This window comes from Stenotrophomonas geniculata ATCC 19374 = JCM 13324 (assembly GCF_001431625.1).
GTDB lineage: Bacteria > Pseudomonadota > Gammaproteobacteria > Xanthomonadales > Xanthomonadaceae > Stenotrophomonas > Stenotrophomonas geniculata.
This window is the reverse complement of sequence record NZ_LLXT01000141.1, coordinates 1-12,336: the sequence shown is the minus strand read 5'-3', so window position 1 is coordinate 12,336 and position 12,336 is coordinate 1. Positions and strand designations below refer to the sequence as shown.

Genomic DNA, 12,336 nt, shown 5'->3' with positions numbered 1-12,336 from the left:
AAGGGGTGGGGGAGTGGCCTATTCAGGAAAAGGAGCGCGGGCGGTGCCGACCTTGGTCGGCACCGCCCGGGCGAGGGGCTCAGAACCGGTTGTCGCCGTCCAGCATCCGGCCCAGGCCGCCCAGCACCGAGCCTTCGCCGCGGCTCTGGCCGCCGCCCTGCGGCGCCGCCATCCACATGCGCCCGGCCAGGCGCGAGAACGGCAGCGACTGCAGCCAGACCTTGCCCGGGCCGGTCAGCGTGGCCAGGAACACGCCCTCGCCTCCGAACAGCATGCTCTTGATGCCGGTGACCCGGCGTACGTCCATGTCCACGGTCGGGTGGTAGGCCACCACGCAGCCGGTATCCACGTCCAGTCGCTCACCTGCGGCCAGCTCGCGCTCGACCACGCAGCCACCGGCGTGGATGAACACCCAGCCGTCCCCCTCCAGCTTCTGCATGATGAAGCCTTCGCCACCGAACAGGCCGGTCATGATCTTGCGCTGGAACTGCACGCCGATCTGCACGCCGCGCGCGCCGGCCAGGAAGCTGTCCTTCTGGCAGATCAGGCGGCCGCCATGCTGGTCCAGCTTCATTGCCAGTACGGTTCCGGGGTAGGGGGCGGCGAAGGCGACCTTGCCCTTGCCGTGGCCGCTCTGGGTGTAGACGGTGGCAAACAGGCTCTCGCCGGTCAGCACGCGCTTGCCGGCGGCCATCACCTTGCCCATGAAGCCGCCGCCCTGGTCGCCGTTGGCGGCGCCGAACACCGTATCCATCTGCACGGTGGCGTCCTTGAACATCAATGCGCCGGCCTCGGCAATGGCGCTCTCACCGGGGTCGAGCTCGATTTCCACGAACTGCATTTCATGGCCGACGATGCGGAACTCGATGTCGTCGGCGCGGCTGCTGGCAGCGGCGGGGACCGGCGGCGGGGTGTTCGGCATGCCCGGGGCCGCGGACTGCAGTTCGGGCACCTCGGCGATCGAGGTCCACCCGCTCATGCCCTGGCACCAGGCCAGGGAGCGCGGGTTGGCCTGGGCGTAGCGGCGCGCGGCCTCGTCATCAAGCGGGCCGATACGCTCGGCCTGGGCGGAGGCGTGGAAGTACCACTGGGTCATGGCGGCGGGTCCGTCGCGGTGGAAACCCCGAGTCTAGCGAGCGCCCGGGGGCGTCGGCGACGGGGCCATGAACGGCGGGCGTTTGCGGCGCAGGTGCTGTATTGCAACAATTATCTGGTAGCGCCGTTTTACCACCCCTCCAAACACAGCCTACCGCCATGTCCCCGACCCGTACTTCCCGTGGCCGCCTTCCGGTCGCGCGCCCCCTCGTTGCCGCTCTTTCCGCCCTGCTGCCGCTGGTAGCAGCCGCCCAGGAAACCCCCGCTGCCAAGGATCCGGTTGCCCTCGATGCCCTGCAGGTGACCGCGCAGCGCCGCGTCGAGAACGCTAAGGACGTACCGGTCGCACTGAGCGCGATCCAGGGCGAGAAGCTGGATGTGCTCGGTTCGGCCGGCGATGACATCCGCTTCCTGGCCGCGCGCGTGCCCAGCCTCAACATCGAGTCGTCCTACGGCCGTGCCTTCCCGCGCTTCTACATCCGCGGCCTGGGCAACACCGATTTCGACCTCAATGCCTCGCAGCCGGTGTCGCTGGTGTACGACGACGTGGTGCAGGAAAGCCCGCTGCTGAAGGGCTTCCCGCTGTTCGACCTGGCCAACGTGGAAGTGCTGCGTGGCCCGCAGGGCACCCTGTTCGGCCGCAACACCCCGGCCGGCGTGGTCAAGTTCGATTCGGCGCGCCCGTCGCAGGATGCCGACGGCTACGTGCGCGTGGGCTACGGCAGCTACAACAGCTGGAACGTGCAGGGTGCCTACGGCGGCCCGCTGACCGATCGCTGGTCGGCACGCGTCTCGGCCATCTACCAGCGCCGCGATGACTGGGTCGACAACACCCGCGCCGGTGCGCCGAACAGCGGTTTCGAAGGCTATGACGAAGCCGCCGGCCGCGTGCAGTTCCTGTACGAAGGCGATGACTTCGAAGCGCTGTTCAACCTGCACAAGCGCAAGCTCAACGGTACCGCCCGCCTGTTCCGCGCCAACATCATCCAGAAGGGTGGCAACGGCCTGGTCGAGAACTTCGACCGCGACAAGGTGGCCAACGACGGCGTCAACTTCTCCGATCTGGAAACCTGGGGCGGCAGCGCGCGCCTGCAGTGGAACCTCGGCTCGGTGACCCTGCACTCGATCACCGGTTATGAAACCGCTGAATCGCTCAACCGCGGCGACATCGACGGTGGCTACGGCGAGGCATCGCTGGGTGCCGGCAACTACGGCCCGGGCCTGATCCCGTTCGCGTCCGAGTCGGCCGACGGCCTGCCGCATCACCGCCAGTGGACGCAGGAGTTCCGCGTCGAATCCAACGAATGGGGCCGCTTCGACTGGCAGGCCGGCGTCTTCTATTTCGATGAAGACGTAACCATTGACAGCTTCAACTATGACTCGCTGAAGCCCGGCAACCCGCAGACCGGACATGCCGTGCAGAGCCAGCGCAACAAGGCGTGGGCGGTGTTCGCCTCGGGCGATTTCGACGTCACCGACCGCTTCAAGCTGCGCGGTGGCGTGCGCTATACCCAGGACAAGAAGGACTTCACCGCCCGGGTGCTGCAGGCCGTGCCGTTCGGCACCCCGGTCAGCGGCCCGTACCTGGCCAACACCGACGTCAATGACGTCAGCTGGGATGTCAGCGGTGTGTACAAGCTGACTGACGACATCAACGCCTACGCCCGCGTCGCCAAGGGCTTCCGTGCGCCGTCGATCCAGGGCCGCTTGGCGTTCGGCGGCGTTTCGCAGGCCGATTCGGAGAAGGTCATCTCGTATGAAGCCGGCATCAAGGCCGACCTGTTCGAGCGCCGCGCGCGCCTGGGCCTGAGCGTGTTCCGCTACAACGTTGACGGCCAGCAGCTGATCGCCGTGGGTGGCACCAACAACACCGCCACCCTGCTCAACGCCGACAAGACCATCGGCCAGGGCGTCGAACTGGACCTGGAAGCCTACCTGGCCGACAACGTCCTGCTGACCTTCGGCAGCAGCTACAACGACACCGAGATCAAGGACAAGGATCTGGCGGTGGCGGTCTGTGGTGGTGGCTGCACTGTTACCGACCCGATCACTATGATCGGCGGCAAGCCCTATGCGCTGGTCAACGGCAACCCGCTGCCGCAGGCGCCGAAGTGGATCCACAACGCCACCCTGCGCGTGGGCTTCCCGCTCAGCGACGGCAGCGAGCTGTACGCCTACACCGACTGGGCCTACCGCAGTGCGGTGAACTTCTTCATCTACGAGTCGCCGGAATTCCGCGGCCGTAGTTCGCTGGAAGGTGGCCTGCGCCTGGGCTACAACTGGGATTACGGCCAGTACGACGTGGCTGTGTTCGGCCGCAACCTGACCAACCAGACCCGCGTGGTCGGTGCAATCGACTTCAACAACCTGACCGGCTTCCTCAACGAGCCGCGGACCTGGGGCGTGGAGTTCACCGCGAAGTTCTGATGCGGTGACTGCGGTAATGCAATGAAGAAGGGCCGGCGCAATGCCGGCCCTTCTGTTTCCTGCTTCATGTAGAGCCGAGCCTGCGCTCGGCTGCTCTGAGCCGAGCATGGCTCGGCTCTACAATGGCTTACAGCGCGCTCTGCGGGCGCACCTTCAGCACCGCATTCTCGGTGGCGCAGTCGCGGCTGGAGTGCCGACCAGCCTTGCGCGCCGCTTCGATCTCCTTGCGTGCGGCCAGCAGGTCCTTGTTGAACGCAGCGTTGTCGTGCAGGCGGGCCACGGCGGCGGCGCCCATGAAGCGGCCTTCGAGGATGTCGCTCTGCCAGTGCACGTTGCACACCAGGCGGCTCTCGCCGTAGTTGCGGCCGCGGGCTTGGATGGCATCGGCGTGGTCCGGTGCGATCTCCGACAGGATCAGTGCCCAGGCCCAGCCGATCGAAGTATGGCCGGACGGGTAGGAGCCGTTCTTGCGCAGGCCGTCCTCGTCCTTCGGCGAGCAGGTCGGCTCACCATTGACCATGAATGGGCGCGGGCGCTGGTAGTGATTCTTGGCAGCCTTGGTCGCCGCGCTGGCATCGATCCGGCTGCGCTCCAGCAGGCGATAGAGTGCCGGGGTCTTCACCGCATCGACGTCGATGTCGGCGGCGCAGGAGAAGTGGTTGGCGCCTTCGGGGAAGCCGAGTTCCGCATCGACACCGGCCTGGGCGAAGCGCGGGCTGCCACGCAGCGCGCGGGCCTCACGGCTGACCTGTTCGTCCAGGGCGAGGGCGGCCGAACCGGCCACCGGCGGTGCCGGCACCAGGTCGAGGCTGGCCGGTACCGCGCTCTTGTCCAGATAGCCCACCGCCTTGGTGGTGATGTTGGCTTCGACGGCGGTCGGCTTGGTGGCGGTGGCAGCACAGCCGGCCAGGGCCACGGCAACGGCGAGGCCGAGCAGCGGGCGTGCGGGGTGGGAAATCAGCGACATGGACGGGCTCCGGAAGAAAAACATCGCGTCATGATCGCAGCCCGTATGCGACACCGCAGTGGCCATCGGTCATACGGCCAGACCCGGCATGGTCATCGGAAGAATACGAAAAGCGTCATGGAGTGACGTCAGTCTCCTGAATCCGGGCGCAGCGCACGGACTTTCACGCGGCCACGCCGTGAGCATCGGCACAACGGTGATGAGACGCCGTCCAGTTCCAGCCGGGTCGGGGGGATCCGCAGACAGAGGGAGAGAAGCGATGCGCAGCACCGCAACAGGAAGTACCGTCCTGGCCCTGCTCCTCGGGCTGGCAGCCGCCCCGGCGCAGGCCGCCGACGTGGTCGGCGTGGCCTTCGTGCATGGCACCGGCGCGCAGACCAACGCCACCCAGGACTACTGGCAGCCGGCCATCATCGACACCGTGCGCCAGGGCCTGCCGAACAGCAGCAACTATGTGGTCATCAACTGCGACTTCACCCAGTACATGTGGAAGCCGGAGGCCGCCGGCTGCCTGGCCAACCAGCTGACCCGCTTCATCGACAGCCGCGGCATCACCCAGCTGGTGGTGATCACCCATTCCAACGGCGGCAACGTGGTGCGCTGGATCCTGTCCAACCCGACCTACGACAGCCGCTACCCGAAGATCATCCGCACGGTGCGCAAGGTCACCGCGCTGGCGCCGTCCTCGGCCGGCACGCCGCTGGCCGATGCGGTGCTCAACGGCAACACCTTCGAAACCTCGCTGGGCTGGCTGCTGGGCTACAAGAACGACGCGGTGCGCCAGCAGCAGGTGGCGAGCATGGCCACCTACAACGCGCAGAACCTGTACGGCACCGCAGGCCGTCCCGCCCTGCCCAAGCCGTTCCGTGCGGTGGTCGGCAGCGACGTGGAATCGGCGGTGTGGGACAGCAACAGCTACTGCGGTGGCTACGCCGCCAATGTCGGCCTGGAGTTCACCCAGAACTGGCTGTCGTCCTGCTCCGATGGCTTCCTGGAGTGCAGCAGCCAGAAGGCCGCCGGCACCACCTGGTTCACCGACAAGGCGCGTACCCAGGGCGCCGAACCGCTCAGCCACAACCAGAGCCGCCGCGAGTGCTTCGGCCTCGGCACCCTGCTGCGCAACGACCTGACCCAGTGAGGGAGACGACCATGACGATTCATTCCACCCTGCTGGCCGGCGCCGTCCTGGCAGTGCTGTCCCTTCCCGCAGCGCAGGCCGCGCAGCCGCTGCAGGCCGCCCGTGCAGGCGATCAGGTGCCTGCCGCCCTGGTGGCCGCGCCGCTGCCCGCCGATGAAAGCGAGCACGCGCCGTTGTCCTTTGCCTGGGCGCTGGACCCGGCACAACCGCTGCAGGCGGCCACGCCGTATGCCTCGGTCAGCCGCAGTTACTGGCAGCAGGTCGATGGTACGCAGCTGCAGCGCGGCGTGGACTTGCCGCTGACCGCTGCCGATGCGGTGATCCAGCTGAGTCCGGCCGAAGGCGCGCGTGCAGTGCCGGCCAACACGTTGCAGGTGCGCGACCCGGCCGGCCGCAGCAGCGTGGCGCGCAGTGTCGACGCGCGCGCGCTGCAGCAGGCCGGCATGCCGGTGAGCGATGGCAGCAGCATGCTGCGCACCGGAGCGACCAGTGCGGCCGGTGCGTACACGCTGCAGAGCACGCAGGCCCAGGGCCGCTACGTGGTGCAGGTGCTGGAGCCGAACAGCCCGCTGCGGCTGGAAGTGCAGGCCAACCAGGCGCAGGTGCTGGCCGGTGGCAACGTGCAGCTGCAGGCACGCTTGCTGGAAGACGGTGCCACCACCGCGCAGATGGCCTCGCGCCGCGGCAGCCTGGGCGGTGAAGCGTTGCTGGTTGCGCCGGACGGCCGCAGCTGGCCGCAGCGCCTGCTGCGCACCACCGATGGTGCCCTGCGCGCGCAGGTGCGGATCCCGGCCGACGTCGGCACCGTGCAGGGGCTGTGGGAACTGCAGGTGTTCGCCCAGGCCGATGGCGTGCTGCGCGATGGCAAGGTGGCCTTCGCGGTGGCACGGCCGACCGCGCGCTTCAGCGGCCAAGCGGCACCGGATGCGGTCAACCGCCAGGTGGCGCTGCCGCTGCAGGTGGCTGCAGCGGGCCGCTACGAGGCGCGTGGCACGCTGTATGCCACTGCCCGCGATGGCCAGCTGAAGCCGGTTGCACAGGCGCACGCGGCGGCGTGGTTCGATGGCCCGGGCGCAGGCCAGCTGGTGCTGCCGTTCGGCCAGGCCGCATTGCCGGCTGGTTTTGGTGCGCCGTACGAGCTGCGCGACCTGCAGCTGCAGGACCAGAGCCGGATGGCACCGATCGAGTCGCGCGCGCTGGCGTTGAAGTTCTGAGCAAGGGTGCAGCGGGCCGGGTTCCGGCCCGCTGTACCGTTTTCTGTAGAGCCGAGCCTATGCTCGGCTGCCGTTCCCCGCGGCCAGGAGCAGCCGAGCATAGGCTCGGCTCTACAGTGGCATGTCGATTATCCCGCGTACGCGGTCAGCCGGCCTTCCTGCTCGCATACGGTGATCGCGCCACCGAACACCGCCGACAGCGGTTCGTTGCGCAGCAGCTCGGCGCGGGTGCCGTCGGACAGCACACGGCCATCGCGCAGCAGCACCACCCGCTCGATCTCGGGAATGATCTCTTCGATGTGGTGGGTCACCAGCACCAGGGTGATGCCCTGCTGCGCCAGCACCCGCATGGTTGCCACCAGTTGTTCGCGAGCGACCAGGTCCAGCCCGGTGGACGGTTCGTCCAGCAGCAGTGCCTGTGGCCGATTGACCAGCGCGCGGGCGATCAGCACGCGGCGGGTCTCGCCGGCCGACAGCTCGGCGTAGGCACGTTCACGCAGGGATAGCGCGCCGGTCATCGCCAGTGTCTCGCCGACGCGTGCACGCATGTCGGCGGTCACCTCGCGGAAGGCGGGCACCACGTAGCTGGCAAAGAAGCCGGACAGCACGGCCTGCTCCACGGTCAGCCCCGGCATGTCGGCGAGGTTGCTGCTGAGGTCGCCGGTGACGATGCCCAGCTGCGAGCGCAGCCGGTCCACCTGCCAGCGGTTCTGGCCCAGCACCTTCACTGCCACCGAGCCGTCGCCCTGCGCCAGCGGGTACAGCTCGCGGGTGATCAGTTTGATGAAGGTCGACTTGCCGCAGCCGTTGGGGCCGAGCAGGGCGGTGTGCTGGCCCTGTGCAATGCGCAGGCTGAGCCCGTGCAGCACCTTCACCTGGCCGCGCACCACGGTGGCGCGGTCCAGTTCGATCAACGGGGGCAGCTCCGCGATGGGCGGGGCCGCAGTCATGGTGCTGGCGCGTGGATCAAGGCTCGACAACTCAGGTCCCCAACTGTGAACGGTGCCACGGATGGCGATGCGAAGCACCGCCGCAGGGATGCAGTTTGCAACGCAAGCGCCCATGATGTCTGCCATCCCCGCGTCGATCCGGAGCGCTGCCATGCCTGATGCCCTGATGTCCCTGTTGACCGGTGGTGTGCTCGGCCTGGGCTGGTGGGCGATGTTGGCGGTGCTGCTGGTCTTCACCCAGATCACCATCTTCTCGGTGACCCTGTACCTGCATCGCAGCCAGGCCCATCGCGGGGTCGACTTCCACCCGGCGCTGGCCCATGTGTTCCGCTTCTGGCTGTGGCTGACCACCTCGATGATCACCCGCGAATGGGTGGCCATCCACCGCAAGCACCACGCCAAGGTGGAGACCGAGGACGACCCGCACAGCCCGGTCACCCGTGGCATCGGCAAGGTGTTCTGGCATGGCGTGGAGCTGTACCGCGAAGCGCGCGGCCAGCGCGCGGACATCGAGCAGTACGGGCGCGGCACCCCGGATGATGCGATCGAGCGCCGCCTGTATACCCCGCATGCCACGCTGGGGCCGGTGCTGTTGTTCGCGATCAATACCGTGTTGTTTGGCCTGCCCGGCGTGGCCCTGTGGGCGGTCCAGATGGCGTGGATCCCGTTCTGGGCAGCCGGCGTGGTCAATGGCCTGGGCCACTGGTGGGGCTACCGCAACTACGAGTCCGCCGATACCTCCACCAATCTCACGCCGTGGGGGTTCTGGATCGGTGGCGAGGAGCTGCACAACAATCACCATGCCTTCCCCAGCTCGGCGCGCTTCGCGATGCGCCGCTGGGAGTTCGACATCGGCTGGAGTGCGATCCGCCTGCTGCAGGCGCTGCGCCTGGCCAAGGTGCTGCGGGTGGCGCCGGCCATGGACGTGCGCCCGAATATCGCCGTACCCGATGCTGAAACCCTGAAGGCGCTGCTGTCGCACCGCTTCCAGGCGATGACCGATTACCAGCGCAATGTGTTCATGCCGGCCCTGCGCGAGGAAGCCGCTCACGCCGGGGCCAAGCTGCGCCGCCTGCTGCCGCGCCGTCTGCGCCGTGGCCTGGTCAATGATGGCCGCTGGTTGAAGCCGGACAGCCGCGCCCAGCTCAGCGCATGGGTGGCACAACGGCCGCGCATCCGCACCCTGGTCGAGTACCGGGGGCGCCTGGCCGCGCTGCTGGAAGCGCGCGGCCACGATGCGGCCGAGCGCCTGCATCAGCTGCAGGCCTGGTGCCGCGAGGCCGAGGAAAGTGGCATTGCCGCGCTGCAGGCCTACGCCGCGCGATTGAAGGGCTACAGCCTGGTGGGCGCGTGAGGGCAAGGTACCGACTTCTGCTGGTGGCGCTGTTGCCGGGTGCGGCGCTGGCCCAGGTCACCGATACCGCCAGCTATCTGCAGCGGATGGACAGCGATGGCGACGGCCGGGTGAGTGAATCCGAGTATGTGCAGTGGATGCTGTATGCCTTCGACCGCATGGACCGCAATGGTGATGGCGTGCTGACGGCCGAGGAGCTGCCCGGTGGCAAGGGCAGGGCGATCAGCCGCGAGCAGCAGCGGCAGGTGATCGTGAAGCGCTTCCACACGCAGGATGCCAACGGTGATGGCGTACTGGATGCCCGTGAACTGGCGGCGCCGCCACGCTGAGCGGGCGTAGAATCGGCTCATGCCTGAACTGCCCGAAGTAGAAACCACCCGCCGCGGCCTGGCGCCGCACCTGCAGGGTCGTCGCGTGCATGGCGTGATCCTGCGCCGGGCCGATCTGCGCTGGCCGATTCCGCCGGAAGTGGCCGAGCTGCTGCCGGGCCAGCGCATCGAGGAGATCCGTCGCCGCGCCAAGTACCTGCTGCTGGACACCGCCGTCGGCAGCGCGGTGCTGCACCTGGGCATGTCCGGCAGCCTGCGCGTGCTGCCTGGCGATACCCCGCTGCGCGCCCACGACCACGTCGACATCAGCCTGGACAACGGCCGCCTGCTGCGCTTCAACGACCCGCGTCGGTTCGGCAGCCTGCTCTGGCAGCCGGCCGGCGAAGTCCACCCGCTGCTGCAGGGGCTGGGCCCGGAACCGCTGGACGACGTGTTTGACGGCGACTACCTGTTCGCCCGCAGCCGGGGCCGCAGTGCGCCGGTGAAAACCTTCCTGATGGACCAGGCGGTAGTGGTGGGCGTGGGCAACATCTACGCCGCCGAAAGCCTGTTCAAGGCCGGCATCAGCCCGCTGCGCGAGGCCGGGAAGGTCTCGCGCGAGCGCTACCAGCGGCTGGCCGACGCGGTGAAGGAGATCCTCGGCTACGCCATCACCCGTGGTGGCACCACGCTGCGCGACTTCATCAGCCCGGATGGCGCGCCGGGCTACTTCGAGCAGGAGCTGCTGGTATACGGCCGCGATGGCCTGCCGTGCCCGAACTGTGGCCGCGCGCTGAAGCACGCCACCATCGGCCAGCGCGCCAGTGTCTGGTGCAGCCACTGCCAGCGCTGAGCCGGGCGGCCAGCGGCAGCTGAACGGGCAGGGGACGTCTCCGCTGCCCGTTAACGTTTGTCTGCCTATGATGGCCGACCTTCCCTCTGTGCCTGACGCGCCTGCATGCAACGACGCGACTTCATCCGCAATGCCTCCCTCGCCCTGGCTGCATTCGGCCTGCCGTCCCTGCCCGCGTGCGCGGCCAGCAGGAGCGGCCAGATGGGCCTGCGCCGCCTCGGCCAGCCGCAGCCGTTCGACTTCGCCACCCTGAAGGGCCAGGCGCGCGCGCTGGCACAGGCGCCCTACAAGAGCCACAAGCGGGTGCTGCCGGGCCGCCTGGAAGGCCTGGACTGGGACCAGTACCAGTCGATCGGTTACCGCCAGGACCATGCATTGTGGGCCGACCAGCCGGGCAAGTTCCAGGCCAAGTTCTTCCATCTGGGCCTGTACTTCCACTCGCCGGTGCGCATGTTCGACGTGGTCGACGGCAAGGCGCAGGAGCTGGCCTATGATGGCGCGGCGTTCAACTACGGCAAGAGCGGGATCAAGGACGGCGAGCTGCCGGCCGATCTGGGCTTCGCCGGGTTCCGCCTGAACACCCGCAAGGACACCGACCGCGACTTCGCCGCCTTCCTCGGCGCCAGCTACTTCCGTGCGGTCGGCAAGGAAGGCCAGTACGGCCAGTCGGCGCGTGGCCTGGCGATCGACACCGGCATGGGCAAGCCGGAGGAATTCCCGGACTTCATCGCCTACTACCTGGAACAGCCGTCGGCCGATTCGGAAACGATCGTGGTCTACGGCCTGCTGGATTCGCCCAGCGTGGCCGGCGCCTATCGCTTCGCGATCACCAACGGCGACGTGCTGCTGATGGACATCGACAGTGCGCTGTACCCGCGCAAGGCGATCGAGCGGTTGGGCATCGCCCCGTGCACCAGCATGTACCAGGTGGGCGAGAACGACCGCCGCATGGCGTGGGACTGGCGCCCGGAGATCCACGACACCGACGGCCTGTCGCTGTGGACCGGTGCCGGCGAATGGATCTGGCGGCCGCTGCTGAACCCGCGCAACCTGCGCTTCAACATGTTCGTGGACCGCAACCCGCGCGGTTTCGGCCTGCTGCAGCGCGACCGCAACTTCGACCACTACCAGGACGACGGCGTGTTCTACGAGAAGCGCCCGTGCCTGTGGGTGGAGCCGAAGGGCGAGTGGGGCGAGGGTTCGGTGCAGCTGGTGGAGATTCCCACCGTGGACGAGACCTTCGACAACATCGTGGCGTTCTGGAACCCGAAGGAAAAGCCGCAGCCGGGCCAGGAGCTGCTGGTCGGCTATCGCCTGTACTGGGGCGCCGAACCGCCGGCACGGCCGCCGCTGGCGCACTGCGTGGCCAGCCGCACCGGCCTGGGCGGCGTGGTCGGCAAGAAGCGCGAGTACTTCAGCTGGCGCTTTGCGGTGGACTTCGAAGGCGGCGAACTGGCCAGGCTGATCGACAAGGCCGAGGTCGAGGCGGTGGTGGAAGCCAGCCGTGGCCGGGTCGAGATCGTGTCGGCGCGCCCGCTGCGCGAGATCAACGGCTACCGCGCGATGTTCGACCTGGTGCCGCCGGAAGGCAGCACCGAGCAGATCGACATCCGCCTGTTCCTGCGCAGTGGCGGCAAGACCCTCACCGAGACCTGGCTGTACCAGTACACCCCGCCGCCGGCGGGCGCGCCGGAGCGCACGCTGTACTGAGTGGTTTGGGATTGCAGGGCTTGCAGCCCTGCACCCGCTTCAAGCCAAGGCAACGTCAAATGCGTGCATTCCGTGGGATGGCGGGGTGGGTCCGGTTGCGGGGGACGCTGCAAGTACGTCCCTGTAAGCTCGGTCGCCGCATCCATGCGGCTCACGCCCCCGCAACCGGACCCACCCCGCCTTCGACAGTTTCCCGCGATCTGTCGGAACCTGCTGCTGATGGTGGGTGCCGACCGTTGGTCGGCACGGGGTCAGAGCCCGTTGCTGCGCAACGGGCTCTGACCCCACTGTTTGATGATTAGGTATCTGTGGGTTTTTGT

General features: G+C 68.1%; 10 protein-coding genes. 7 read left to right on the top strand and 3 right to left on the bottom strand.

Annotated elements, in window-relative coordinates; genetic code table 11:
- Positions 1–79: 79 nt before the first annotated feature.
- A complete protein-coding gene (locus ARC63_RS18895; RefSeq protein ID WP_010487363.1) occupies positions 80–1,096 on the bottom strand; it encodes a TIGR00266 family protein in 1,017 nt (338 codons plus the stop codon).
- 158 nt (positions 1,097–1,254) lie between these two features.
- On the opposite strand from ARC63_RS18895, the gene ARC63_RS18890 reads away from it, so the two are divergent.
- Positions 1,255–3,522: a TonB-dependent receptor gene (locus ARC63_RS18890; RefSeq protein ID WP_010487361.1), complete on the top strand. Its 2,268-nt coding sequence runs from the start codon at positions 1,255–1,257 to the stop codon at positions 3,520–3,522.
- 127 nt (positions 3,523–3,649) lie between these two features.
- On the opposite strand, the gene ARC63_RS18885 is transcribed toward ARC63_RS18890, so the two are convergent.
- Positions 3,650–4,489, bottom strand: a complete 840-nt coding sequence (locus ARC63_RS18885) for an acid phosphatase (RefSeq protein ID WP_057504124.1) — start codon at positions 4,487–4,489, stop codon at positions 3,650–3,652.
- 259 nt (positions 4,490–4,748) lie between these two features.
- On the opposite strand from ARC63_RS18885, the gene ARC63_RS18880 reads away from it, so the two are divergent.
- Both ARC63_RS18880 and ARC63_RS18875 read left to right on the top strand, forming a co-directional pair.
- Positions 4,749–5,627, top strand: coding sequence for a lipase family protein (locus ARC63_RS18880; RefSeq protein WP_049453901.1), 879 nt, complete (start codon positions 4,749–4,751; stop codon positions 5,625–5,627).
- Positions 5,628–5,638: 11 nt separating this feature from the next.
- On the top strand, positions 5,639–6,841 hold the full coding sequence (locus ARC63_RS18875) for a DUF4785 domain-containing protein (protein ID WP_057504123.1): 1,203 nt from the start codon (positions 5,639–5,641) through the stop codon (positions 6,839–6,841).
- 128 nt (positions 6,842–6,969) lie between these two features.
- Here the strand turns inward: ARC63_RS18875 and ARC63_RS18870 are convergent, their stop codons facing one another.
- Entirely contained in the window at positions 6,970–7,791 is an 822-nt protein-coding gene (locus tag ARC63_RS18870; RefSeq protein ID WP_057504122.1) for an ABC transporter ATP-binding protein, read from the bottom strand.
- 151 nt (positions 7,792–7,942) lie between these two features.
- Here ARC63_RS18870 and ARC63_RS18865 point away from each other — a divergent pair, with 151 nt between their 5' ends.
- From ARC63_RS18865 to ARC63_RS18850, 4 genes are all read left to right on the top strand, one after another.
- Positions 7,943–9,145 carry a DesA family fatty acid desaturase gene (locus ARC63_RS18865; protein WP_057504121.1) on the top strand — a complete coding sequence of 401 codons (1,203 nt, stop codon included), beginning with the start codon at positions 7,943–7,945 and terminating at the stop codon, positions 9,143–9,145.
- Positions 9,142–9,474, top strand: a complete 333-nt coding sequence (locus ARC63_RS18860; RefSeq protein ID WP_019338125.1) for an EF-hand domain-containing protein — start codon at positions 9,142–9,144, stop codon at positions 9,472–9,474. The genes ARC63_RS18865 and ARC63_RS18860 overlap by 4 nt, the downstream gene beginning before the upstream one ends.
- Before the next feature lie 19 nt (positions 9,475–9,493).
- The gene (mutM, locus tag ARC63_RS18855) at positions 9,494–10,306 is read left to right on the top strand and encodes a bifunctional DNA-formamidopyrimidine glycosylase/DNA-(apurinic or apyrimidinic site) lyase (RefSeq protein ID WP_010487344.1); all 813 of its coding nucleotides are present in this window, start codon (positions 9,494–9,496) and stop codon (positions 10,304–10,306) included.
- 105 nt (positions 10,307–10,411) lie between these two features.
- Entirely contained in the window at positions 10,412–12,016 is a 1,605-nt protein-coding gene (locus ARC63_RS18850; RefSeq protein WP_057504120.1) for an OpgD/OpgG family glucan biosynthesis protein, read from the top strand.
- Positions 12,017–12,336 lie beyond the last annotated feature (320 nt).